At 54.0% G+C, this 23,715-nt stretch carries 21 protein-coding genes; 11 read left to right on the forward strand and 10 right to left on the reverse strand.

What is annotated here, in order from left to right:
• Positions 1-3: 3 nt before the first annotated feature.
• Together HKT17_RS05210 and HKT17_RS05215 are read right to left on the reverse strand one after the other, a co-directional pair.
• Positions 4-693, reverse strand: a complete 690-nt coding sequence (locus HKT17_RS05210; RefSeq protein WP_008251880.1) for an ABC transporter ATP-binding protein — start codon at positions 691-693, stop codon at positions 4-6.
• Positions 686-1,939 (reverse strand): lipoprotein-releasing ABC transporter permease subunit, encoded by a 1,254-nt coding sequence (locus tag HKT17_RS05215; RefSeq protein ID WP_171101390.1) that lies wholly within the window; start codon positions 1,937-1,939, stop codon positions 686-688. Before HKT17_RS05215 ends, HKT17_RS05210 begins: the two co-directional genes overlap by 8 nt.
• A 73-nt stretch (positions 1,940-2,012) precedes the next feature.
• Here HKT17_RS05215 and HKT17_RS05220 point away from each other — a divergent pair, with 73 nt between their 5' ends.
• From HKT17_RS05220 to HKT17_RS05245, 6 genes are all read left to right on the forward strand, one after another.
• Positions 2,013-3,194 (forward strand): hypothetical protein, encoded by a 1,182-nt coding sequence (locus HKT17_RS05220; protein WP_171098357.1) that lies wholly within the window; start codon positions 2,013-2,015, stop codon positions 3,192-3,194.
• Positions 3,194-4,936, forward strand: a complete 1,743-nt coding sequence (recJ, locus tag HKT17_RS05225) for a single-stranded-DNA-specific exonuclease RecJ (RefSeq protein ID WP_205882508.1) — start codon at positions 3,194-3,196, stop codon at positions 4,934-4,936. Before HKT17_RS05220 ends, recJ begins: the two co-directional genes overlap by 1 nt.
• Before the next feature lie 52 nt (positions 4,937-4,988).
• Positions 4,989-6,093, forward strand: a protein-coding gene (prfB, locus tag HKT17_RS05230) for a peptide chain release factor 2 (RefSeq protein ID WP_171098359.1) whose coding sequence is annotated in 2 segments (ribosomal slippage) — positions 4,989-5,069 and positions 5,071-6,093 — 1,104 coding nt in all. Because the reading frame shifts where the segments join, the coding sequence is not laid out codon by codon here.
• Positions 6,094-6,096: 3 nt separating this feature from the next.
• Complete coding sequence (gene lysS / locus HKT17_RS05235) at positions 6,097-7,629, forward strand: lysine--tRNA ligase (protein WP_171098360.1); 1,533 nt, start codon at positions 6,097-6,099, stop codon at positions 7,627-7,629.
• A 355-nt stretch (positions 7,630-7,984) separates the two neighbouring features.
• A complete protein-coding gene (locus HKT17_RS05240; protein ID WP_171098362.1) occupies positions 7,985-8,443 on the forward strand; it encodes a M23 family metallopeptidase in 459 nt (152 codons plus the stop codon).
• Positions 8,431-8,859, forward strand: coding sequence for a hypothetical protein (locus tag HKT17_RS05245; protein ID WP_171098364.1), 429 nt, complete (start codon positions 8,431-8,433; stop codon positions 8,857-8,859). Before HKT17_RS05240 ends, HKT17_RS05245 begins: the two co-directional genes overlap by 13 nt.
• 266 nt (positions 8,860-9,125) lie before the next feature.
• On the opposite strand, the gene HKT17_RS05250 is transcribed toward HKT17_RS05245, so the two are convergent.
• The 3 genes from HKT17_RS05250 to HKT17_RS05260 form a co-directional block, all read right to left on the reverse strand.
• A complete protein-coding gene (locus tag HKT17_RS05250; RefSeq protein WP_171098366.1) occupies positions 9,126-10,043 on the reverse strand; it encodes a transglutaminase family protein in 918 nt (305 codons plus the stop codon).
• Positions 10,044-10,047: 4 nt separating this feature from the next.
• Positions 10,048-12,573 carry a circularly permuted type 2 ATP-grasp protein gene (locus tag HKT17_RS05255; protein WP_171098368.1) on the reverse strand — a complete coding sequence of 842 codons (2,526 nt, stop codon included), beginning with the start codon at positions 12,571-12,573 and terminating at the stop codon, positions 10,048-10,050.
• A gap of 79 nt (positions 12,574-12,652) precedes the next feature.
• Complete coding sequence (locus HKT17_RS05260) at positions 12,653-15,928, reverse strand: transglutaminase family protein (RefSeq protein ID WP_171098370.1); 3,276 nt, start codon at positions 15,926-15,928, stop codon at positions 12,653-12,655.
• Positions 15,929-15,987: 59 nt separating this feature from the next.
• Here HKT17_RS05260 and HKT17_RS05265 point away from each other — a divergent pair, with 59 nt between their 5' ends.
• From HKT17_RS05265 to HKT17_RS05285, 5 genes are all read left to right on the forward strand, one after another.
• On the forward strand, positions 15,988-16,533 hold the full coding sequence (locus HKT17_RS05265) for a pyridoxamine 5'-phosphate oxidase family protein (protein WP_171098372.1): 546 nt from the start codon (positions 15,988-15,990) through the stop codon (positions 16,531-16,533).
• Between the two features lie 54 nt (positions 16,534-16,587).
• Complete coding sequence (gene yghU, locus HKT17_RS05270) at positions 16,588-17,439, forward strand: glutathione-dependent disulfide-bond oxidoreductase (protein WP_171098374.1); 852 nt, start codon at positions 16,588-16,590, stop codon at positions 17,437-17,439.
• Between the two features lie 56 nt (positions 17,440-17,495).
• Positions 17,496-17,891, forward strand: a complete 396-nt coding sequence (locus HKT17_RS05275; protein WP_171098376.1) for a hypothetical protein — start codon at positions 17,496-17,498, stop codon at positions 17,889-17,891.
• Positions 17,891-18,721, forward strand: coding sequence for a class D beta-lactamase (gene blaOXA, locus HKT17_RS05280; protein ID WP_171098378.1), 831 nt, complete (start codon positions 17,891-17,893; stop codon positions 18,719-18,721). Before HKT17_RS05275 ends, blaOXA begins: the two co-directional genes overlap by 1 nt.
• A gap of 117 nt (positions 18,722-18,838) precedes the next feature.
• The gene (locus HKT17_RS05285; protein ID WP_171098380.1) at positions 18,839-20,389 is read left to right on the forward strand and encodes a phospholipase D family protein; all 1,551 of its coding nucleotides are present in this window, start codon (positions 18,839-18,841) and stop codon (positions 20,387-20,389) included.
• Here HKT17_RS05285 and iscX read toward each other — a convergent pair whose 3' ends face one another.
• From iscX to iscA, 5 genes are read right to left on the reverse strand one after another with little or no spacing between them, the layout of a single operon-like run.
• Complete coding sequence (gene iscX, locus HKT17_RS05290) at positions 20,390-20,584, reverse strand: Fe-S cluster assembly protein IscX (protein ID WP_105029833.1); 195 nt, start codon at positions 20,582-20,584, stop codon at positions 20,390-20,392. It abuts the gene before it with no gap.
• A gap of 16 nt (positions 20,585-20,600) precedes the next feature.
• Positions 20,601-20,939: an ISC system 2Fe-2S type ferredoxin gene (fdx, locus tag HKT17_RS05295; RefSeq protein WP_171098382.1), complete on the reverse strand. Its 339-nt coding sequence runs from the start codon at positions 20,937-20,939 to the stop codon at positions 20,601-20,603.
• Positions 20,940-20,971: 32 nt separating this feature from the next.
• On the reverse strand, positions 20,972-22,855 hold the full coding sequence (gene hscA, locus HKT17_RS05300) for a Fe-S protein assembly chaperone HscA (RefSeq protein ID WP_171098385.1): 1,884 nt from the start codon (positions 22,853-22,855) through the stop codon (positions 20,972-20,974).
• Entirely contained in the window at positions 22,855-23,391 is a 537-nt protein-coding gene (gene hscB / locus HKT17_RS05305; RefSeq protein WP_171098387.1) for a Fe-S protein assembly co-chaperone HscB, read from the reverse strand. The genes hscA and hscB overlap by 1 nt, the downstream gene beginning before the upstream one ends.
• Entirely contained in the window at positions 23,391-23,714 is a 324-nt protein-coding gene (gene iscA, locus HKT17_RS05310; protein ID WP_130556831.1) for an iron-sulfur cluster assembly protein IscA, read from the reverse strand. The genes hscB and iscA overlap by 1 nt, the downstream gene beginning before the upstream one ends.
• Position 23,715: the final 1 nt, after the last annotated feature.

Consider the following 23,715-nt stretch of genomic DNA (forward strand, 5'->3'; position numbering starts at 1 on the left):
AATTCATTCCGCTTTCAGTTCACCTTTCTCAAGACGCAACACCTTGCTGCATTTGCGGGCCAGTTCCATGGAATGCGTCACGATAATCAAGGCTGATTTGTTGGCCGCCTTGCTGTGAATCAGGCTTTCAAACACTTGGTCGGCGGTGTCCTGGTCCAGATTACCCGTGGGTTCGTCGGCCAAAATGGCTTTCGGATTGGTCACCATGGCGCGGGCAATCGCCACGCGTTGGCGTTCACCACCGGACAATTCCGCGGGGCGATGGTTCAGCCTGTGCTCCAAGCCAAATTGTTTCAGCAGCACCGCACTTTTTTCACGGGCCACCTGTTTGTTCTCACCGCCAATGCGAAGGGCCATGGCCACATTGTCCAGCGCATGGAATTCGGGCAGCAAATGGTGAAACTGGTAAATGAAGCCCAGGGTTTTGTTGCGTTCCATGCCCAGTTTGCGAACAGACCATGGCTCGATGGCCTGGCCCGCCCAAAGCACTGAACCGCTGTCGGCTTTTTCAAGACCACCCAGCACATGCAGCAAGGTACTTTTACCCGCACCAGAGGCACCCACAATCGCGACGGTTTCGCCAGCCTGCACTTGAAAGTTCAGGTTTTTGATGACCTGCGTGGCTTGGTCATTCGCAGTGATCCCCTTGAATGCCTTGCTGAGGTTTTTGGTTTCCAGAACAACATTACTCATAACGCAGGGCCTCCGCAGGTTCGGCACGCGATGCACGCCAGCTTGGGTAAATGGTGCTGAGCACGCTGAGTACCAAGGCCACGGTTACGATGGTGACCACATCGCTTGCGCGAGGGTCGGAAGGCAACTGGCTGATGAAGTAAATTGATTTTGGCAAAAACTCAACGCTGAGCGCCCGTTCAATGGCGGGCACAATTGTGCCCAAATTAATGGCAAGCAACCAACCTGCTGTTACACCCAAGAAAGTACCGATCCAGCCGACCAGTGCACCTTGCAACATGAAAATTCGCTGAATGGCAAACGGACTGGCGCCCAAGGTACGCAGAATGGCGATTTCCCCGCGCTTGTCTTTCACGGTCATGACCAGCATTGACACAAGGTTAAATGCGGCTACCGCAATAATCAGGGTCAAGATAATGAACATCATGCGTTTTTCGGTTTGTACCGCGGCAAACCAGGTGCGGTTTTGCACCGACCAATCGCGAACCCACACCGTGGGTGGCAATTGGCGTTCAATGTCGCGGGCGACAAACGGCGCTGCATCCATGTCGTTCAACTTCACGCGAATACCGGTTGGTCCAAGGCTGCGGTAAAAGCGGGCAGCGTCGTCGAGGTTCATCAACACCAGGCCGCTGTCGTACTCATAGTGGCCGGTGCTCACCAATGCGGTAATTTCGAATGCTTTCAGGCGCGGAATCATGCCGGCGGGCGTCATTTGGCCGGAAGGAGCAATCAGCGTGATGCGGTCACCCACGCTGACTCCAATTTGTTTGGCCAACTCGATCCCCAGCACCACGCGGAATTCGCCTGCTTGCAAGTTGCTCAGGCTTCCGGAAATGACTTCTTTGAAATCAGATACTTCGCGTTCCTGGGCAGGGTCGATGCCACGAACAATGGCAGGGCGCAGAAGATCGCCGTGCGCCAGCATGCTTTCGCCAGCGACATAGGGCGCAGCACCAATCACTTTGGGGTTGGCCGCCTTGATTGCACCGACCAAGGCCTCGGGGTTGTCAAAGCCCTCTTGGGGCGCCAGTACCTCGATGTGTGCAATCACCGACAGCATGCGATCGCGCACCTCTTTTTGAAAGCCGTTCATGACGGACAACACCACGATCAGCGCTGCGACACCAAGCCCAATGCCAGCCATGGACAATCCGGAAATAAAGGAAATGAATTTGTCACGGCTTCTATGGCCACCACCGCGCACATAGCGCAGTGCAATTTCAACATCAAAGGGTAAACTAATCACAAATTGTCCCGAATTGTTCAAATGCGCTCTTGAAGTTTCAAGGCGCTCTCATTGTAGTGTGAATAAAACCGTGTCCAAACCTAGCAATGCGCCTTTGTGGGTGTTCGTTCCCAACATTCTTGTGCCCGAAATGGCGCTGGAACGCCTGTCTGCCAATTCGCGGGCCCAGTCTTTTGCGGGCCTGCCAGCCGGTTTGTTACAAACCATGGCCCGAAACGCTGCGCCTGAATATCAAAATGCCGATGGGCTGGACCGTATCGAAGCCTGGCTGATGCGCTACTTGGATTCCCAAGCGCAAGCAAAGTTCGACCAGTACCCGGCCTGGGCCATGCTTGAAATGCCCAAGCTTGAGGCCGACGCAGCGCAAGTAACGCCTTTCACCCGGTTTTGGAGCACGGTTGGGTGTCTTGAAATTGAGCGGGATGGTGTGCGTTTTTCGCCGCCCGAGGTATTGCTGGTGGGCCAGTCTGACCTGGATGCCTTCTGGAACGTGGTGATGCCCCTGTTGCAGCAACACGGTTGGACATTCAACACACCGGCAGGTTTTCACAGCCTGCTCAGCAACCCGACGCCAGTGCCTATGGAACAGGCGTCGCCCTGGTCGGTGCAGGGTATTCGATTGACGGACTACCTGCCCATGAACCATGAATGCAGCGACTGGCGGCGCATGTGGCTGAATATGCAGGTGGAGTTGCACAACGCCGAATTCAACAAGGTTCGCGAAGCCAAGGGTTTGAAGCCCCTGAATGCGTTGTGGTTTTGGGGTGGCGGTGAGGCTTGGCAAACCGATGTCGCCTTGCCACGTGTGAAATCCGTTTCCGAAGACGGTGTATTTGATGCCGTAAAAATGACCGATGGCGCAGATGAGGCCGTGAATCGATTTGTGTTCTGGACCCAACTGTTAAGTCAGCTTGGTACGGGCACGGATGTAAAACCCGACCATGTCTACTGCGTGAACTTTCAAGGTTGGGGCGGCAATATTGGCGTGTTCAAACTGCTGGAAAGCGAGGTGCTGCAACCCATGCGCCTGGCCGGTCTGGCCTTCAACTGGGTGCTGTTGGGCAACAATGGCTGGAAAACTTTAAAAAGCAACTGGATGAATCGATTCAAGTTTTGGCAAAACAAACCCGATTGGGCCTTACTGGGCGAGCCTGAAATGCAGGAAGGTCCTTCCGAGGAAGACCTTCAAGCCGCTTGGCAACAGGGTCAGCGAGACCAAGACAGCATTCAGGCTGAATGGGAGGGCCGGTAATGAATACCAATATAGTTCAGCACCGGGTTAGAACCCCTCGCCCTCAAGTTGAAGCAGTACTTCGCAGCCAGGGCATGCACCCCTTGATGGCACGCCTCATGGCAGCGCGGGGCGTGGATTCTCAGGCCGAAGCTGAAACCCGGCTGGCCGATTTGATTCCACCGGCTCAGCTCAAGGGCATTGAGCAGGCCGCAGAAATTCTGGCAGACGCGCTGGAAGCTGGAGCCCGCATTGTGGTGGTGGGTGATTACGATTGCGATGGCGCCACAGCCACGGCGGTGGGTGTTCGTGGTTTGCGCATGTTGCTGCAAAGCCTGGGTGCTGACGAAGAAGCCGCCAAGTACCACATCGATTTTTTGGTGCCCAACCGGTTTGAATACGGTTACGGCCTGAGTCCTGAAATTGTTCAACTTGCTGCTCAGCAGTTTGAGCCCGATTTGCTGGTGACCGTGGACAACGGCATTGCCAGTGTGGAAGGCGTGAACGAAGCCAATGAACTGGGCATTGGTGTCATTGTGACCGATCACCATTTGCCCGGCGACCAGTTGCCCCAAGCACTGGCCATTGTGAACCCCAACCAGTCTGGTTGTGAATTTCCGAGCAAGTCGATTGCCGGGGTGGGGGTGATGTTTTATGTGTTGTTGGCCACCCGTGCAGTGTTGCGTGAGCGTGGCGTTTTTGATGCGGCCACTCAGCCCCGTATCGATTCTCTGCTTGATTTGGTGGCTTTGGGCACTGTGGCTGATGTGGTGAAACTGGACGCCAACAACCGCCGTTTGGTGGCGCATGGTTTGCAGCGCATCCGTGCAGGCCGTGCCCAGCCTGGCATGTTGGCCTTGTTTCACGAGGCTGGCCGTGACCCCCGCAAGGCCACAGCCGCTGACATGGGCTTTGCCCTGGGCCCGCGCTTAAATGCAGCTGGCCGTTTGGCCGACATGGCCATTGGTATCCGTACCCTGTTGGCCGACGACGCAGGCGAGGCCGGCGCTTTGGCTGCCCAGCTTGGGAAAATGAACGAAGAACGCAAGCGCATTGAAGCCGACATGAAACGCGATGCCTTGGAAGACATCGAAAAATTCATTAGTCAGGACGAACCTGCAGCCGGCATTGTGGTGGCGCACAGCACCTGGCACCAGGGGGTAATCGGTATTTTGGCCTCACGAATCAAAGAGCGCCTATACCGCCCCACCATTGCACTGGCCCCGGGCGATGACGGTTTCTGGAAGGGCAGTGGTCGCTCCGTGCAGGGTGTTCATTTGCGCGACGTACTGGATTTGGTGTGCAAGCGACTGCCTGAAGGCAGCATGCCCAAGTTTGGTGGCCACGCCATGGCGGCGGGTTTAACCATTGCGGAAGGCGCGATTGAACAGTTCAAAATTGAATTTGCCAAAGCGATTCTGGATTTGAGCGATCCCAGCGCGCTGACGCAGGTGGTAGAAACCGATGGTTCAATTCCCGCCGACTACATTGCCGCCAGTGCTGCTGATCTGTTGGAAACACAGGTGTGGGGGCAAGGCTTCCCGGCGCCCTTGTTTTGTGATGAATTTGAGGTGGTCGAGCACCGTTTGCTGAAAAATGCCCACAGCAAGTTTACTTTGCGCCGCGACGGCAAAACCTTTGTGGCTTTGCGCTGGCGCGCCGTGGAAGCCCTGCCAGCCAAGGTAAAACTGGCTTACCGGTTCGAGCGGGACACGTTCACGGGTGGCGATGCCGTGCAAATCATTGTGGAGCATGTGTTGTAGGGTGGCTTGCGTTACAATATCGGGTTACGCACATTGAATTTGTTAGAGAAACATGGAAGCCGAACGCCTGAATGCCATCATCAACGCCCTGACTGACCTTGCCGACCGCGCTGGCCAGTTGCGGAGGTATCTTTGACGTCGACCGCAAGGCCGAACGACTCACGGTAGTTGACGCCGAACTGGAAGATCCCAACGTTTGGAACGACCCCAAACATGCGCAGGAACTGGGCAAAGAAAAAAAGATGCTCGATGGCGTGGTAGTCACCATGAACACTGTGCAAGCCAACATTAGCGACGCGCAAGAACTTGTTGAAATGGCGCAAGCCGAAAGCGACTTCGACACGCTTGAAGCAATTGAAAGCGATGTGGCCGAATATGAAAAGATCATTGCCGATCTGGAATTCCGCCGCATGTTCAGCAACCCGGCCGACCCGGCCAATTGCTTTATCGACATCACCGCAGGTGCAGGAGGCACGGAAGCCCAAGACTGGGCCAGCATTTTGTTGCGCCAGTACCTACGCTACTGCGAACGCAAAGGCTTCAAAGTCGAGGTGATGGAGCAATCGGACGGCGATGTGGCGGGTATCAAATCGGCCACAGTCAAAGTGGAGGGTGAATATGCTTTCGGCTATTTGCGCACCGAAACGGGTGTGCACCGCTTGGTTCGCAAATCACCTTTCGATTCCTCCGGTGGCCGCCACACCTCTTTCGCATCGCTGTTTGTGTACCCGGAAGTGGATGATTCTTTTGAAATCGAAATCAACCCGGCCGATGTTCGCACCGACACCTACCGCGCCAGTGGTGCAGGTGGCCAGCATATTAACAAAACCGATTCTGCGGTTCGCTTAACCCACATTCCAACCGGTATTGTGGTGCAGTGCCAGAACGACCGTTCCCAGCACCGCAACCGCGATGAAGCCTGGGGCATGTTGAAAGCCAAGCTGTACGAGTTTGAAATGCGCAAGCGCATGGCCGAGCAACAGGCCTTGGAAGACACCAAAACCGATGTGGGCTGGGGCCATCAAATTCGCAGCTATGTGCTGGACAACAGCCGCATCAAAGACCTGCGAACAGGTGTGGAAATTTCCAACACCCAGCGCGTACTCGATGGCGACCTCGACCCATTCATTGAAGCCAGCTTGAAGCAAGGTATCTAAACCATGAACGACAAAATACAAGCCGCTGGTGACGAACAGCCAGTTGACGAGAATCAGATTATTGCCGAGCGCCGTGGCAAGCTGGCCAAATTGCGTGAGAAAGGCCAGCCTTTCCCCAACGGCTTCAAACCTGAGCACCGCGCTGCCGATTTGCATGCCAAATATGGCTTGCTGGACAAAGAAACCCTCGATCCGCAGGGCATTGAAGTGTCTGTTTCTGGTCGCATGATGTTAAAGCGCGTGATGGGCAAGGCCAGTTTTGCAACCGTGCAAGATGGCACCGGCCGCATTCAGTTTTACATCAACAATGAAGGCGTTGGCGAAGACGTTCACGGTGAATTCAAGCACTGGGATTTGGGCGATATTATTGCGGCCAAAGGCAAGCTGTTTAAAACCAACAAGGGCGAGTTGAGCGTGCACTGCACGGAAATTCACTTGCTGGCGAAAAGCCTGCGCCCGCTGCCCGACAAGTTTCATGGCTTGGCCGATCAGGAAATCAAGTACCGCCAGCGTTACGTGGACTTGATCGTTTCCGAGCAAACACGTGACACCTTTGTTGCGCGTTCACGGGCCATGTCGTCTGTTCGCAATTTCATGGCAAACCACGGCTTTCTTGAAGTGGAAACGCCCATGTTGCACCCCATTCCTGGCGGTGCATCGGCGAAGCCTTTCATTACCCACCACAATGCACTGGACATGGAAATGTACTTGCGCATTGCGCCCGAACTGTATTTGAAGCGCCTGATTGTGGGCGGTTTCGAGCGTGTGTTCGAGATCAATCGCAATTTCCGCAACGAGGGTGTCAGCCCACGCCACAACCCGGAATTCACGATGATGGAATTCTATGCGGCGTACTGGAACTACCGCGACTTGATGGACTTCACCGAGCAGGTGATTCAACACGCTGCCACCACTGCGACCGGCAGTGCGAAGTTGACTTACCAAGGCCGCGAACTGGATTTGTCCAAGCCTTTTGCACGCCTGACAATTGTTGAAGCCATTCAAAAATACTTCCCGGAATATGGCACGGAAGACTTGCAAAACATCGACTGTCTGAAAAAGGCCTTGGCCAAGAAAGGTGTGCATGTGGACAAAGAGCCTGCGCTGAAAAACGCGGGCATCGGTGCATTGCAGTTGGCCCTGTTCGAAGAAACCTCGGAAAGCCTGTTGTGGGAACCCACTTTCATCGTGGACTACCCGGTTGAAGTGTCACCCTTGGCGCGCGCATCCGATGCGAATTCACAAATCACTGAACGATTTGAATTGTTCATCACTGGCCGTGAAATTGCCAATGGTTTTTCTGAGTTGAACGATCCGGAAGACCAAGCCGACCGGTTCAAAAAGCAGGTTGAGGCCAAAGAAGCGGGCGATGATGAGGCCATGTTCTTTGATGCCGACTTTATTCGTGCGCTTGAATATGGCATGCCACCCACCGGCGGTTGCGGCATTGGTATCGACCGTCTGATGATGCTGATCACCGATAGCCCCAACATTCGCGATGTGATTTTGTTTCCCCATTTAAGGCGCGAAGACTAATCAAGTTTGACTCACCGTGCATGCGTGTTTACAGCACCGTGCGCGGTTTGTATTCGATGTACTTGTTGGTTCTCCCCACTTGTAAGTTCACCACACGTGTCGCACCGTCCCGCCAAGGCGGGCTTTTATCCCTTCTTGATTGCTGCCTCGGTTCATGCGAAACGCAAAAGCGTGTTCGCATCGATTGCTTTCGCAATCGCCCCTCGCTGCGCATCAAGCGGGAAGCCCACCTGAGATCGGCGGAACGGCGCGACACATGCGGTGAATCTACCCCCGGGTGATTCAGAACGGGGTATGAGTTTGGTCGCCTAAACACACTTCACTAAACTCCATTTTTATTTTTGGAGGTTTAATCATGTCCAACATTGAAAGTACCTTGTTTTGTTCACCGACCGGGTCAAATACAGTGCGAGGGACTGATTCTTTCGGGCAAGGGCGATTTGCCGCCTCACGCGGAGCGAGGCTCCACAGTGGAGTAGATTTTAATGTTAAGGCTGGTGACGACGTTTATTCTCCAATATTTGGAAAAATTGTTCGCGTAGCTATTCCTTATAAGTCCGATGAGAGATTTAGGGGTGTGGTGATCGAAGGTATCGGACGATACGTAGGCTATTCGGTCAAACTCTTTTATCTCGATCCGCTTAAAGAAATTGTGGGAAGAACTGTGAAGCAGGGCGAATTGATTGGAACGGCTCAAGATTTGACAATCAAGTATCCCGGTATCACAAACCATATTCACTTTGAGATCACCTTCAAAGGAATCCAGATTGATCCCTCGCGCTTTTTGGAGAAAGAAGAATTATGCAAAGTTTGAAAATTTTTCTCGCTTTGATCTTTATCCAGATATCGGTGGCATGTTCAAAATCTAATGATTCGTCGCTGGTTCGATTACATCTACAGTCGAAAACTGATTGTGAGTTGGTTTTCAAGGCTGAAAATTTTTCGGTGATCGAGAATTTTTGCAGTATCGAAGGAAAACCCATTTTGATCAGGGTGGACGATCAAGAAATCAGGTCTGACTGGATCGATGAACGGACTAGCCGCTTTCTCTTTCAGGAAGGTTGCGCCAGTTCAGATGAATGTTTCTATGAGCTGAGTACAAACGAAGTCGGGGTGCGTGGCCGCTTCTCATATCGAATCAATATGACAGAAGGTGAATACAGCTTCGAAGTCGATAAATCTGGACAGTCGAAGGTGTTCAAGCAGTCATCCAAGGATATTCCATCTTGAAAGGATTATCACAGGCTTTTTTAAGTCTCTGCGCCTGTTGCTTCATCTCGCCGATTTCAGGTGGGCTGCCCGCTTGATGCACAGCGAGGGGCGCTTCCGCCAGGAAGCGATGCGAAGACGCTTTTGCGTTTCGCATGAACCGAGCCAGCAATCAAGAAGGGATTCAAGCCCGCCAAGGCGGGATGAAGCGACATGCGCAGAGGCCGTCAAGAAACCGGTGGGATGTGAAGCAACAGGCGCATAGGCAATCAAGAAACTGGCGATGTCTAAAAAACCGTCACCGCCACCTTCAAGGTATGTTCCCCACCACCATGCACAACTCCGCGCATCGGCGGCACATCCGCGTAGTCTCGCCCAACTGCCACAGTCACATACCGGATATCCGGCAACTGGTTGTTGGTCGGGTCGAAGTCTACCCACCCTACATCAGGACCACACCAAAGCGAAACCCAGGCATGACTGGCATCGGCACCCAACAGCTTGGGTTGCCCGGGCGGTGGTTCCGTCAGCATGTAGCCACTCACATAGCGTGCAGACAAACCCAATGAACGCAGAACACCCAACATCACGTGTGCGAAATCCTGGCAAACGCCCTCGCGGCTTTGCATCACTTCTTCCACAGTGGTGTGGATGGTGGTGGAACCACTCTGGTAGGTGAATTCCCGAAAAATACGCTGCATCAAGGCCTGCCCGGCGTGTACCACCTGGCGTCCGGGCCAGAAATCAAGACTGCCATAGTCGCGCAGGGAATCGAGCAAGGGCACATGCTTGGATTCAAACCTGAACTGGTAATCGTCGGAAATTGCTTGGCCAGCCTGGTAGCGCAGCTGGTCCACCAACTCATTCCAGCTTGGGCTGATCAAATCATCAATTGGTCCCGTGTGTAAAAAGCTGCTCACCTCGACTTCGCTTTCGCTGTGCACTTCGAGGTGATCGTGTGGGTAATTCATCTCGAAGTGATGAACGACATTGCCGAATGCATCGGTGTTGCTTTGTACGGTCGACGGATTGGGGCGAATTTTCAAGGTGTGCGAAATCAGCCTTTGACCCTTGCGCAAAGGCCCGGCTTCCATGCCTTCGCCTTCTTGCGGCTGCAAAATACAAATTTGCTGCGAACATTCCGCAGGCTGTTGATAATCGTAATCGGTGACATGGGTCACCTTTCTTCTTTCCGAGAAGGGCATTGATTTATCTTCCCTGAATGACCTGGTCGGGCAACTCTGCCAGTCTGAAATATTGGGCACCCACAAGGTCTGAAACTTTGTAGGCCGTGTCGAGTAATTCTTGCAGCCAAACGCGCAATTTGCGCCCGGTATCGGCCGGGAAGGGCGGTTGCAGTCCCTCCAGGCTCAGGCCGTCCGGCATGTCGCCATTGCGGTACACGCTGTTGAACAGTTGTCGAATCTGGCTGGTGTCGCCGGGCAAGCGGTCAATCACAATGTCCAGCTTATACAGAATTCGGCGAATGGCATAGGGCGCATCTTCGTCAAAGATCAACAGGTCGAGCGTGGGCAACCACTCAAAGCGGTGTTGATAGCGCGACCTGTAGGTGATGGTACTGTCGGCCAAAGCGATGGCCAAAGCCAGACCGTGTTCGCCCGCGCGCCCTGGCATGCTGGTCAGTGACAGCAAACAATCGCAGGCACCGCACAAACGTTCAAGCTGACGGCCCAGCTGCAAAAAGCGCCAACCGTTGTCGCGGGTCATGTGATCGCTTTGTTCGCCGTGCATGGCCAGCAAATACAACTGAACCTGCTCCAGCGAAGCGGTGGGCAAGCTGCGTTGAAAACGTACCCACTCAGGCTCGATCAGCACTTTGGCGCAATCGTTCAGCAATCGCCAATGGCCGCTGCTCAAGCGCTCCCGCAATTGGCCAGCCACATTGGCCAAACCATTCAATTGCCCAGCAAGGCCCACCGCTGCGGGTTCATCTAGGCCAGTTTTGTACCAAAGCCTCTCGAGAATATTGGCCTCAAGTTCATCTTGGGTCAGTGGTTCGGCCGGGTCAAATTCGGTACTCAATCCCTGCTTTCCACACAATTCATGCAAGAGGCCCAGAGTAGTTGTGTCCAGGTACTCTTCTTCGTTCAATAGCAACTGGGCACGCAGTAGCAAACGCAATGAAAAACTGGCCCGCTCGGTGTAACGGCCAAGCCAGAACAAATGCTCCGCCGCCCGGCTAGACACTGGCCTGCGCAGCGCCTGTAAATCTTTGGCTTGCAGTTTTTCTTTCAGGTTGGTGGTGCGTTCGACAGGTTCGCCACTGCGCACCCAGGTGTCCAGGCTGGTGCCACCCTTTTGCATGCTCACAATGCCGTGTTGGTCACCGGCCACGCGGGTCAGCCCACCTGGCATCACGGTGTAGTTGCCTTGTCCATCGGTTACAGCAAACAGGCGCAGCATCATGGCGCGTTCTTCAATGCCGCCCGCACCAGTCCAAATCGGTACGCGCGAAAGCGGTATCAATTCCTGAAGGGTGTATTGCGAGGGTCGCTGGCTGATCTTGGACAACCAGGCGCGTTTCTCTATTTCATCCAGCTCCGAGCCCATGATGGAATCCATGGTACGTCCTCGGCGGTTGGGTCCAGTGGATTTAATCACCAGGTTGTTCAGCCGTTCGCTGGCCTGCGCCCATGCGGGTGATTCGCCGCACCACCAGCTGGGCACGCTGGGCAACAGCAAATCTTCTTGAAGGTAGTGTTGGCCCAGCCCCGGCATAAAGCCGTGTATGGCCGGGCTTTCCAACCAGCCTGCGCCGGGCATATTGGCCATAACAACCCCACCGGTGCGAATGGCCTGCAACAGGCCAGGCACGCCCAGTTGGGAATCCTCGCGCAGCTCGAGCGGGTCTAGCCATTGGTCATCCGTTCTGCGAATCAATCCATCGATTGGCTCAAGTCCATTCACGGTTTTTAGAAACACATTGTTGTTGCGCACAGTCAGGTCGCTGCCTTCAACCAGCGAAATACCCAGGTAACGCGCAAGGTAGGTGTGTTCAAAGTAAGTTTCGTTGTAGGGGCCAGGGGTCAGCAGGGCGATGCGTGCATTTTCACCCTTGGGCGAAAGCCTGCGAATACCATCGATGTAGTCGCGGTAAAAACCGGCCAAATGCTGAATGTGCATTTCTCGAAAGCCGCGTGTAAAACTGCGCGAAATACTCAGCCGGTTCTCAAGTGCATACCCAAGCCCGGAGGGAGCCTGCATGCGATGGGTGATCACCCACCATTTGCCATCCGGGCTGCGGCCGAGATCGAACGCCACCATGTGCAGCCACACCTTGTTAGGTGGTTCCGTGCCTTGCATTTGTGGCAGGTAGCCTGAATGCCCAAAGACCAGGTCTGCCGGGAGCAGACCTTTGGAAAGCAATTCGCGCTTGCTATACACGTCGGCCATCATCGCATTCAACAGGCGCGCACGTTGGGCAATGCCTGTTTGCAGTACCGCCCAATCAGCCTGGTCAATGATGAAAGGCAGCAAGTCGAGCGACCAAGGGCGCGAGGTGCCCTGTGCGTGGTCGGCGTACACATTGTAGGTAATACCGTTGTCCCGAATTTGCTTGGCCAGGGCATTGAGCTTGCTGTCCAGATGGTCGCTAAGCCCAGTGGTGGGTAATCGGCTGACGAAATCTGCCCATGCCGGGCGCAGAACACCTTTGACCGCCAGCTCGCTGTAGTACGCGCTGGTGCCTTGAAGGATGCTCTGCTGCCAGGGCACCTCGACATTTGCTAGGGTGGTGTTCGGGTTCGCGCTCAAAGCGGTCACTGCCTAAAGTTCGGTGCCCTATTGTAAATGCCTAACACCATCTTAGGTCTAGTGTGATGGGGAACTCGGGTCTTCCACTTGGGCTTTTTACACTAACCTTGCCATGGGTATGGCCCATGCGGAAGAAGCGGGTTAGACGTCGGCTTTCTGCTTCGAAGGCATTCACCGGGAATAGGTCATAATTGCGCCCGCCCGGGTGGGCTACATGGTACTGGCAACCACCCAGGCTGCGGCCATTCCATGTGTCGATCAAATCGAACACCAAAGGGGTGTGTACGCCAATGGTGGGGTGCAGGGCATTGGGTGGTTGCCAGGCCCGGTAGCGCACGCCAGCCACGTATTCGCCCTCGGTGCCCGTGCTGTGCAGGGGCACTTTTACACCATTGCAGGTCAGGGTGTAGCGTTCATCGACAAAGTTTTTCACTTTCACTTCCAGGCGTTCAAGTGAGGAATCGACATACCGCACAGTGCCACCGGGCGCGCCTTCCTCGCCCAATACGTGCCAGGGCTCTAGGGCGCTGAATAACTCCACCTCAACACCACGGCTGGAAAAGTCGCCCATCTTCGGAAAACGGAACGCAAAGTGCGGTGCAAACCAGTCCATCTGGAACGGGAAACCGGCAGCATTCAGATCGGCCACAACATCTGCGATGTCGTTTTTGACGAAGGTGGAGAGCATGAACTGGTCGTGCAGGCGGGTACCCCATTTCACGAGCCTTGCCGTGTAAGGTGTTTTCCAGAATTTAGCGATCAGGGTGCGCAGCAGCAGTTGCTGCGCAAGGCTCATTTGAGCATTGGGTGGCATCTCGAACGCACGCAACTCAAGCAGGCCCAAGCGGCCTGTGGAGGTGTCTGGGCTGTACAGCTTGTCGATACAAAATTCGCTGCGGTGGGTGTTACCTGTCGAATCGATCAGAATGTTGCGCAAAAGGCGGTCGATAATCCACGGTGGCGGGTTGCCTCCGTGCTTTTGCATTTGCCGATCCAGCTCAGTGAGTGCCAGTTCAAGTTCATGCACTTGGTCGCTGCGTGCTTCGTCTACGCGCGGGGCCTGGCTGGTCGGACCAATAAACAGGCCTGAGAACAAATACGACAAGCCAGGGTGGTTGTGCCAGTAACGAAGCAGGCTGCCCAGCAAATCAGGGCGGCGCAAAAAAGGGCTGTGTTCGGGGGTTTCACCGCCCATCACGAAATGGTTGCCACCACCCGTGCCGCTGTGTCTGCCATCCAGCATGAATTTCTCGGTAGAAAGGCCAATGAGTCGCGCTTCCTCATACAAATTCGTGGTCAGGTGCAATAGTTCACCCCAGCTTTTGCTGGGTTGAACATTCACCTCCAGCACGCCTGGGTCGGGTGTAACTTGCAACATGGTCATCCGCTTGTCGCGCGGGGGCGGGTAACCCTCCAGCACCACAGGCTGATTCATCGCGTCGGCGGTGTCTTCAATTCTGGCTACCAGTTCAAGATAATCGTCGAGTACCTCGAGTGGGGGCATGAACACATACAAATGTCCGTTGCGTGCCTGCACACACATGGCAGTTCGTACAATGTGGGTGGCTGACTCTTTCAGCACAGGTGTTGTGTCATCGGCCTGGCTGGTTTTCACGCCCGGTTTTTGAAGGGCCACGCGTGAAGGAGCAGGGGGTGCGAACGGGTCGGCAGGAATGGTGTATGGATAGTCCTTTTTAGCCACCCAGGGTTGTGAATCCAGCGGCAGGCGATAGCCCATGGGTGAATCGCCGGGAATCAGGTACATGCGTTCGTCGCGCAGAAACCATCGCCCTGTGCGCCATCGGCCTTTGGCCGACTGAATGGGCAGGCAATAGCCCACTTCCTCAGTTAAACCCTGAGTAAACACCTTGTTCAGGCGCTTGCGCTCAAGTGGGTCGTCCAGCCTTGAATCGAATGGGTCCACATTCACAGGCAGTTTGCGCTCGCGCCACATGTAATACCAGGCGTCTTCGAAACCAGGCATCACGTAGCGCGGGTGTAGCCCCAAGCGGCCGCACAACCCTTCCATAAACTGTTTGGCGGTGGCGTTGTTGGATTTGCCGTCCGCTTGTTCATGGCTGAGCAGTTGCGGGTTTTTCCAGATTGGCTCACCGCTTTTCAGCCAGTACAGCGAAAGTGCCCAACGCGGCAACTGCTCGCCGGGGTACCACTTGCCTTGACCAAAGTGATACAGGCCGCCCTTGCCATAATATTTGGCGAGCTTGTTCAGCATCTTGATGCCGTAATCGCGTTTGGTGGGCCCCAGTGCATCAATATTCCACTCAGCAGCACCCCGGTCGGTGTTGGCCACAAAAGTGGGTTCGCCACCCATGGTCAGGCGTACATCCAGTGCGTCAAGTGCTTTGTCCACTTCAAAGCCCAGTGCTTCAATGCCCTTCCATTGCTCATCAGAATAAGGTTTGCTGGTGCGTGGCGATTCATACACGCGCTCCACGCTCATTTCATGTTCAAACTCAACTTCGCATTCATCCAGCGTTCCGGTGATGGGTGCTGCGCTGCTGGGTTCAGGTGTGCAGGCCAATGGGATGTGGCCCTCTCCGGCCAATAAGCCTGAAGTGGGGTCGAGGCCAATCCAGCCAGCACCGGGCAAATACACTTCGCACCAGGCATGCAGGTCCGTGAAATCTTTCTCTGGGCCATCGGGGCCGTCGATGGCTTTGACGTCGCTGGTCAGTTGAATCAGGTAGCCCGAGGCAAACCTGGCCGCCATGCCCAGTCTGCGGAAAATTTGTACCATCAGCCATGCGGTATCTCGGCAGGAACCAGAGCCATTGCTCAGTGTTTCATCGGGTGTTTGTACCCCTGGCTCCATGCGGATCAGGTACTTGATTCGCTTTGCCAAATCCTGATTCAGGCCGACTAGAAAATCGATGGTCTTAACCCGGCTCAAGTTCATCTCGGCCATGTAGGCGTTAAAAGCCTTGCCTGTGTGGCAGGGCACCAGGTAAGGCGCCAGTTCCTGGTCCAGTGATTCGTCGTATTTGAAGGGGAAGAATTCGGCCGCTTCTTCGAGGAAAAAATCGAAGGGATTCAGCACTGACATTTCAGCCACAAGGTCCACCGCGATTTCCAGCATCTCGGTGCGCTCTGGAAATATCAAGCGCCCCATGTAATTGCTTTGCGGGTCTTGTTGCCAATTGATGAAGTGGGTTTGCGGCAACACCTTCATGCTGTAGGAGAGAATGCGCGTGCGGCAGTGCGGGGCTGGGCGTAAACGCACCACTTGGGGGCCCAGGTTGATCAGGCGATCGTAGCGGTAGCGTGTAATATGGCGCAGAGCAACGTGAATAGACACTGTGTAATCCCAAAAATGAAGCCGAACAAACAAAACCCGTTTACAGCATGGAGAGAAGCATGAACCATGCCGAAGAAATCTGGAAAACTTTGGTGCGCGCCACGGTGGACAAAAAACACCCTTGGCGTGTCGTGGGTTTCAGCACGGCAGGCCCGAAGGGACCCCAAGTGCGCTCGGTCATCTTGAGGGCAGCAAACACGGACGATCATCAACTGGTGTTTTACACCGATCGCCGAAGCCAGAAAATGGCCGATATTGCCCACGACTCACGTGTGGCGCTTTTGTTTTGGAACCCACGCAGCAACACCCAGCTTCGAGTATGTGGCATTGCAGCGCCGCAGACCAGTGAATTGATTGTGAACAGTCTTTGGGCACGTATCCCCGAATATGCCCGAAAAGACTACGCAACCCTGAGCGCCCCCGGTGACGCACTCACTGGGGGCGATCTGGTGTACGACCTTGATACAGCGCGCGCCAACTTTGTGGTGTTGAACGTGAAAGTATTGAGTCTTGAACTGCTGGAATTGAAACGGGAAGGGCATGTCAGGTTTCGTTGCGATCTTGACGAAACCGGACACTGGATTCATCAAAACATGATTCCCTGAGGGTATCCTAAACTTTGGATTTTTTTGAGCAGTCAGCAAAGTGAGGTTTTAGCCATGAGCGACACGAAATATACACCACCCAAGGTTTGGGTGTGGGACAAGGAAAGCGGCGGCAAGTTTGCGAATATCAATCGCCCGATTGCCGGTGCCACGCACAACAAAGAATTGCCAGTTGGCGAGCATCCCTTGCAGCTTTATTCTCTGGCCACTCCCAATGGCGTGAAGGTCACTGTGATGCTGGAAGAATTGCTGGCTCTCGGCCACACAGGTGCTGAATACGACGCCTGGTTGATCAATATTTCCAACGGCGACCAGTTCAGCAGTGGCTTCGTGGAAGTGAACCCCAACAGCAAAATTCCAGCCTTGCTGGACCGCAGTATCAGCCCCGCTACGCGAGTATTTGAGTCGGGGTCTATCCTGTTGTACCTCGCCGAGAAGTTCAGGGCATTCTTGCCCACCGACCCAGCCAAACGAACAGAAACCTTGTCGTGGCTGTTCTGGCAAATGGGCAGTGCGCCCATGCTGGGTGGTGGTTTTGGACACTTTTACGCGTATGCGCCCGAGAAGTATGAGTACCCGATCAACCGCTACGCGATGGAAGTGAAACGACAACTGGATGTGCTGGATCGTCAGCTGGCCGACCACGAGTACATTTCTGGCAGTGAGTACACGATTGCGGACATGGCCATTTGGCCTTGGTACGGTGCATTGGTCACCAACAAGGTGTACGAGGCTGCCGAGTTTCTGGAGGCCCACACATACACCAATGTGCTGCGCTGGACCCATGAAATTGCCAAACGGCCAGCGGTTATTCGTGGGCGAATGGTGAATCGCGCTTGGGGTGAGCCCAATGAGCAGGTGCTTGAGCGGCACAGTGCCAGCGATTTCGACGGCAAAGCCATTTAACGGCCGCCGGCTGGGGCACAATGTGCCCTTTCTTTGATTGGCAGTGGAGTTTTATTGTGTACAAACTTGCGTTTGCATTGGTAGTGGCTGGTTTGGCGGGTTGTGCGTCAACCCATGATTTGTCCAAAGGCAGCAACATGCTGGGCGGTGGTTACAAACAAGAGGAAATGGGTCCAGGCTTGTTTTACATTTACGCTCGCTCAAACCACGCCCCTTGGACCAATCTTGAAGCCGCCCGGACAACATGGCGTACCGGAGCGGAGCGGGCTTGCGCGTCTGCTGAGTATGATGAACTCGCCATTGAGGAAAAGGAGAAAGACACCGGTCTGCAAAACAGCGCAGGTGTGCGTTATCTGGTGACTGAGCGAACCGGGTATGCCAAATGCGATTCATCGACCTTAAGCAACAGCGAAATCACCAATATCATCAACAAAGATTCAGCCATCCGTTGATGGCGCAGATTCGGTCAAAGACCTTCCATGGAGCGGTTCTTTTATTCCTTGGGGTCTTTGCCTTTTGTTCTGCTTGGGCCAACGACTCCCCGATTCCACGCTATGTAGAACGCACAGATTGGCAATCGATATTTGATCAGTATCAAGCCAAGGGAACGATTGTGGTGCTGGATGCGCGGGGGGTTGATCCCGTCTATCAGGTATTCAATACTGAACGCGCAAAAACACCTTACCTTCCAGCGTCCACATACAAAATTCCACACGCCTTGATTGCGCTTGAAGAAGGCGTGGTTAAGGATGAATTCCAGATTTTTGAGTGGGATGGTACAAAGCGCGAGTTCGATCTCTGGAATGCCGACCAGAATTTGCGCTCCTCCATGCGTGGTTCCGTGGTGTGGGTGTACCAGTGGATTGCCCGACAAATTTCTGAAGACAATGCACGCCGGTACTTGCGTTTGTCTGCTTATGGGAATGCGGACCCCAGTGGTGGTAAGGACGGCTACTGGCTGGATGGCAACATTCGAATCAATGCATTTGAGCAGATTGCGTTTCTTCAAAAGCTGTACGCCAATCGCTTACCATTTAAAGTAGAACATCAAAGGCTGGTGAAAGACATCATCGTTCTCGAGGCCCAAAAAGAATGGATCCTGCGAGGCAAAACCGGCTGGGAAGGTCGGTTCGGCTGGTGGGTTGGGTACGTTGAGTGGTCCAGTGGCCCAGTCTATTTCGCTTTGAATATGGACACACCCAACCGGGTTCAGGATTTGTACAAGCGCGAGGCCATTGGGCGGGCTATTCTTCACTCCATGAAGGCGTTGCCGAAGCCTTGAAATGATTAGGTCGCCTGCCTGTGCCAGAGTATATTGGTGCACACGTCAGATGATTGGCGATAAAAACAAAGGCGGTTTCAGCTCTCGCTGAAAATACCGCCCACAGGTCGGGCAAACATGTTCAACACCGTGAAATTCTCACTGATTGCATTGCTGCTGGCGGGGTTTCTGCAAGGTTGTGCCTTGCCCCAGCTAAGCGACCGTACCCAATCCAGCGCGCTCAGTCCACAACTGGCCCGCGAAACGACACTTGGAAAATCCCTGGCTGACCGGTTGGCACAGAATCGTGGCAAAGCCGGCATTTACCCCATTCAAGATCCCAAGCAGGCTTTTGCCAGCCGTGTTGCATTGGCGCGCGCTGCGCAGCGAACCATCGATATTCAATCGTATTTGTGGCGCAACGACACCACCGGCACCTTGATGTTGAATGAATTGTTCGCAGCGGCGGAACGCGGTGTGCGCGTGCGTTTGTTGCTTGACGACAATGGCATCACCGGCCTGGACAATCAGTTGAATCGGATTGATCGACACCCGAACATTGAAGTGCGTCTGTTCAATCCGTTTGTCATTCGCAATCCAAAGTGGCTTGGGTACATCACCGACTTTTCACGAGCCAATCGCCGAATGCACAACAAATCATTCACCGTGGACAATATGGTGACCATCTCTGGCGGTCGCAACATCGGCGATGAGTATTTCGGTGCCACTGATGCAGAATTGTTCACCGATCTCGACATGTTGTGTGTTGGCACGGTGGTTGACGCTGTGTCTCGCGATTTTGATTTGTACTGGAAAAGTGATTCTGCTTATCCATCGAGCAAAATTCTATTGCCCACCGAATCCACAGTGTTGGATCAACTCGACAGCGAGAAGTTAAGCGCAGAGCAGCAAGAGCGTGCTGCGGTTTACACGACACAGGTTCGCGAATCGGTGTTTTTGCAGGAATTTTTGAGCGGAAAATTACCTCTGCAGTGGACCGAAGTACGCATGGTCAGCGATGACCCTGCCAAAGGTTTGGACGAAGCCAGTCGGGAGGACTACCTGGTCGCGGAGCTTCGGGATTTCATCGCCGAGCCGAAATTCAGTTTGAGTGTGGTGTCGCCGTACTTTGTCCCCACTGAGAAGGGCGTGGCTTTCTTTTCGCGCTTGGCCAAGGCTGGTGTGAATGTACAGATTTTGACGAATTCTCTGGAGGCCACCGATGTGGCTGCAGTGCACTCGGGTTACGCAAAAACGCGCGTGGAGTTGTTGAAAGCCGGTGTTAAGCTGTTTGAATTGAAAAGCAGTGCAGGGGTGCAAAACAAGCGGCAGGGTAAGCGCAATTCGATGCTTGGAAGTTCTGGTTCGAGCCTGCACACTAAAACTTTTTCAGTGGATGGTTCGCGTGTGTTTGTGGGGTCGTTTAATTTTGATCCGCGATCAGTGAACCTGAATACCGAGATGGGCTTTTTGATACAGAGCACGGCATTGGCCACGCAGATTGATTTGGCATTTCAGGCTTTGCCAACCATGGCCTATGAGGTGCGGCTTGATGACGATGACTCGTTGGTGTGGATAGAGCGGGATGGTGGCCAGGAAATTCGGCATGACCTGGAGCCCAAGGCCACCACATGGCGCAAAATCGTCGTGTTTTTCTACTCTTTGCTGCCCATCAACGATTTGTTGTAATCAGTCCTGCTCTTCAATCCAGGTCATCTGGATGGCTTCCAGAATTTTCTCATTGGACTTTTCCGGATCGTCGTTGAAGCCGGGCAAGGCGCAAACCCACTTGTGCAAATCCGTGAAGCGAATGTACTGCGGGTCTACATCGGGATGAGCGTCAATCAGTTCCAGTGCAATGTCCAGGGTATCGGTCCATTTCATGTTGCTATTCCCTTGATCAATGATTTTCGCGTGCGTGGTTGATGGTGTATTTTGGCAATTCAACAACCAGGTCCTTGTCGGCCACTTTCACCTGGCAAGACAACCGGCTTTGTGGTGTCAAGCCCCAGGCCATGTCCAGCAAATCGTCTTCATCGTCGCTGCTTTCAGTCAGGCTGTTGAAGCCTTCCTTGATCACCACATGGCAAGTGGTGCAGGCACAGCTCATTTCGCAGGCGTGTTCCAGCGCAACGCCATTGGCCAGGATGGTTTCACACAGTTGTGAGTCGGTTGGTGCTTCAAAAGTTTTGCCTTCCGGGCACAAACTTTCATGGGGCAAAATTTTAATGATGGGCATTTCTTAATCTCTCGTGTTCGGTTAATGCGCTTCTATTTCGAAGCACCGCCCAGCGTGGTGCTGACGGTTTCAATGGTTTTACCGGTCAAGGCCTTGCGAATACCCGCGTCCATTCGGCGAGCAGCGAAGTCTTCGGTCAGGTGGCTCAAATCTTCAATGCCTTTTTCAATCGCGCGCAAGTCATCGGTTTGCGCCAATTCTCGCAAGGCATTCACGCTGGCATTAATAGTTTCAAGCTCGCTGGCGTCGAGCAGTTCACTGTCTTTGCCAATCGCTGCTTCAACCGATTCCACCAAACGCATGGCTTCAACTTGCTGCTCGCGAAGCTGACGTGCATTCATGTCTGCTTCGGCGAACTCAAAGCTGTTTTTCAGCATGCCTGCAATTTGATCATCGTCCAGCCCATAGGAGGGTTTCACTGTGATGTTCGCTGAAACACCTGAGCCTGTTTCCATGGCATTCACAGCCAGCAGGCCGTCGGCGTCCACTTGAAAGGTCACGCGAATGCGTGCAGCACCAGCCACCATGGGTGGAATGCCGCGCAGCTCGAATCGGGCCAGTGAACGGTTTTCAGAAACAAGTTCACGCTCGCCCTGAACCACATGAATGGCCATGGCAGTCTGACCATCTTTGAAGGTGGTGAATTCTTGCGCACGCGCCACAGGAATGGTGCTGTTGCGGTTGATCACGCGCTCGGTTAAACCACCCATGGTTTCAAGTCCAAGGCTCAGCGGAATGACATCGAGCAGCAACAAATCATCATCGCTTCGGTTGCCAGCCAGCGTATCTGCCTGAATGGCAGCACCAATCGCAACCACCTCATCCGGATTCAGATTCACCAGCGGGTCTTTGCCAAAAAATGCTTTCACTGCCTTGCGAATGACTGGCATGCGGGTAGAACCGCCCACCATGACCACACCGTCAATTTCCTCGGTACTTAAGCCAGCATCTCGAAGGGTTTTGCGTGCGACCTGAATGGTGCGTTTCACCAGCGGTTCAACAATGGTCTCGAATTGCTCGGCGGTCACTGTTTCAGCGATGGTCTCACCGCTTTTGAATTCAACACTGAGAAAGGCAGTGTGCTCATGCGAAATTTGTTCCTTCACTCGGCGGCAAGCCATCACCAGGCGTGAACGCTGTTGCGGGTTCAGTTCCTGAAACCCGTGCGTCGCGATGAAGTGATCGGCCATGGCCCGGTCGAAATCGTCGCCACCCAAGGCAGAATCGCCACCCGTGGCGAGCACCTCAAATACGCCTGCTTGCAGGCGAAGAACGGACACATCGAATGTGCCACCACCGAGGTCGAACACCACAAATTGCCCTTGCGCTTTTTGATCAAGCCCATAAGCCACGGCGGCGGCGGTGGGTTCGTTGATCAGTCGCAGTACATTCAAGCCAGCCAGCTGAGCGGCGTCTTTGGTAGCCTGGCGTTGAGCATCGTCGAAGTAAGCGGGCACAGTTATCACAGCGCCCACCAGCTCACCACCCAAGGTGGCTTCAGCGCGTTTGCGCAAGTTGCGCAGAATATCCGCAGACACTTCAACCGGACTTTTGGTGCCGTAATCAGTTTCAATTTCAACCATGCCGCCTGAATCTTTCACGCGGTAGGGCAGGTTCAAGCCTTGTACATCAGCATACCCGCGACCCATGAGTCGCTTCACTGAAAACACCGTATTGAACGGGTCAGTGTCGGCACAAGCCAATGCGTCTTCACCCATGTTTTTTACGCCGGTTTCGCCATAGCGAACCACGCTGGGTAAAATTACACGGCCTGAAGAATCAGGCAAACATTCAGCGCTGCCGCTTCGCACGCTAGCCACCAGCGAGTGCGTGGTGCCCAGGTCGATGCCCACAGCAAGCCTGTGCTCGTGGGGCGCAGTCGACATACCGGGTTCGGCAATTTGTAACAAAGCCATTAGCTGGCGTCCTCCAGTTGCTCCAATTTTTTGGTCAACTCAATCATGAATTTGTCGATGAACAGCAAGGCTTGCGCTGTGGCATTGGCCGCTTGCGCATTTTTCTCGCTGTCAATTTGCTGCGCAATTTGCGTCAAGCAACGTTTTTTTTCAGCGGCCACCTCATCCAGCAACTCTTCGAGTGCCTCAGCGCCGTCAATTTCTTCCAATGCCTCGCGCCATTCCATTTGCTGCATCAAGAGCGCTGGTGGCAAGTTGCTCTGCTGCCCACGCGGGTTTTCACCGTTCAGTTCACACCAGTAGATGGCGCGCTCCATCGGGTTTTGCAAGCGCTTGTATGCTTCATTCACCCGTGTGGCCCACTGAACAGCCAAACGTTTTTCCTGTGCACTTGAATTTGCAAAACGGTCGGGGTGGGTTTGACTTTGAAGGCGCAGGTAAGATGCAGAAAGGGCTGCGCTGTCCAGTGAAAACTGGCAGGGCAACCCAAAAATTTCAAAGTCATTGTCGCTGAGCTTAATTGCCGAATTAGCCATTACACAGTGAAGCTTTCACCACAGCCGCAGCGCGCCTTTTCGTTCGGGTTGTTGAATTTGAAGCCCTCATTCAAGCCTTCGCGGGCGAAATCTAGCTCGATTCCTTCCAGATAGGGCATGCTTTTCGGGTCAACAAACAGTTTTACACCATGGGCTTCAAATACATTGTCTTCGTCGGCAACAACATCCACGAATTCAAGCTTGTAGGCCATGCCGGAACAACCGGTGGTGCGCACACCAATGCGCAAGCCAATTCCCTTGCCGCGTTTGGTCAGGAATTTGCTGATGTGGTCGGCGGCGCGTTCTGTCAATGTAATCGCCATG

Origin of the sequence: Limnobacter sp. SAORIC-580, assembly GCF_013004065.1 — a bacterium.
GTDB lineage: Bacteria > Pseudomonadota > Gammaproteobacteria > Burkholderiales > Burkholderiaceae_B > Limnobacter > Limnobacter profundi.

Bases quoted from the DNA above. Each gene is read 5' to 3' on its own strand.
- HKT17_RS05210 (WP_008251880.1), bottom strand. From the start codon at position 693: ATGAGTAATGTTGTTCTGGAAACCAAAAACCTCAGCAAGGCATTCAAG.
- recJ (WP_205882508.1), top strand. From the start codon at position 3,194: ATGAATACCAATATAGTTCAGCACCGGGTTAGAACCCCTCGCCCTCAA.
- lysS (WP_171098360.1), top strand. From the start codon at position 6,097: ATGAACGACAAAATACAAGCCGCTGGTGACGAACAGCCAGTTGACGAG.
- HKT17_RS05240 (WP_171098362.1), top strand. From the start codon at position 7,985: ATGTCCAACATTGAAAGTACCTTGTTTTGTTCACCGACCGGGTCAAAT.
- HKT17_RS05245 (WP_171098364.1), top strand. From the start codon at position 8,431: ATGCAAAGTTTGAAAATTTTTCTCGCTTTGATCTTTATCCAGATATCG.
- HKT17_RS05250 (WP_171098366.1), bottom strand. From the start codon at position 10,043: ATGCCCTTCTCGGAAAGAAGAAAGGTGACCCATGTCACCGATTACGAT.
- HKT17_RS05265 (WP_171098372.1), top strand. From the start codon at position 15,988: ATGAACCATGCCGAAGAAATCTGGAAAACTTTGGTGCGCGCCACGGTG.
- yghU (WP_171098374.1), top strand. From the start codon at position 16,588: ATGAGCGACACGAAATATACACCACCCAAGGTTTGGGTGTGGGACAAG.
- blaOXA (WP_171098378.1), top strand. From the start codon at position 17,891: ATGGCGCAGATTCGGTCAAAGACCTTCCATGGAGCGGTTCTTTTATTC.
- HKT17_RS05285 (WP_171098380.1), top strand. From the start codon at position 18,839: ATGTTCAACACCGTGAAATTCTCACTGATTGCATTGCTGCTGGCGGGG.
- iscX (WP_105029833.1), bottom strand. From the start codon at position 20,584: ATGAAATGGACCGATACCCTGGACATTGCACTGGAACTGATTGACGCT.
- fdx (WP_171098382.1), bottom strand. From the start codon at position 20,939: ATGCCCATCATTAAAATTTTGCCCCATGAAAGTTTGTGCCCGGAAGGC.
- hscA (WP_171098385.1), bottom strand. From the start codon at position 22,855: ATGGCTTTGTTACAAATTGCCGAACCCGGTATGTCGACTGCGCCCCAC.
- hscB (WP_171098387.1), bottom strand. From the start codon at position 23,391: ATGGCTAATTCGGCAATTAAGCTCAGCGACAATGACTTTGAAATTTTT.
- iscA (WP_130556831.1), bottom strand. From the start codon at position 23,714: ATGGCGATTACATTGACAGAACGCGCCGCCGACCACATCAGCAAATTC.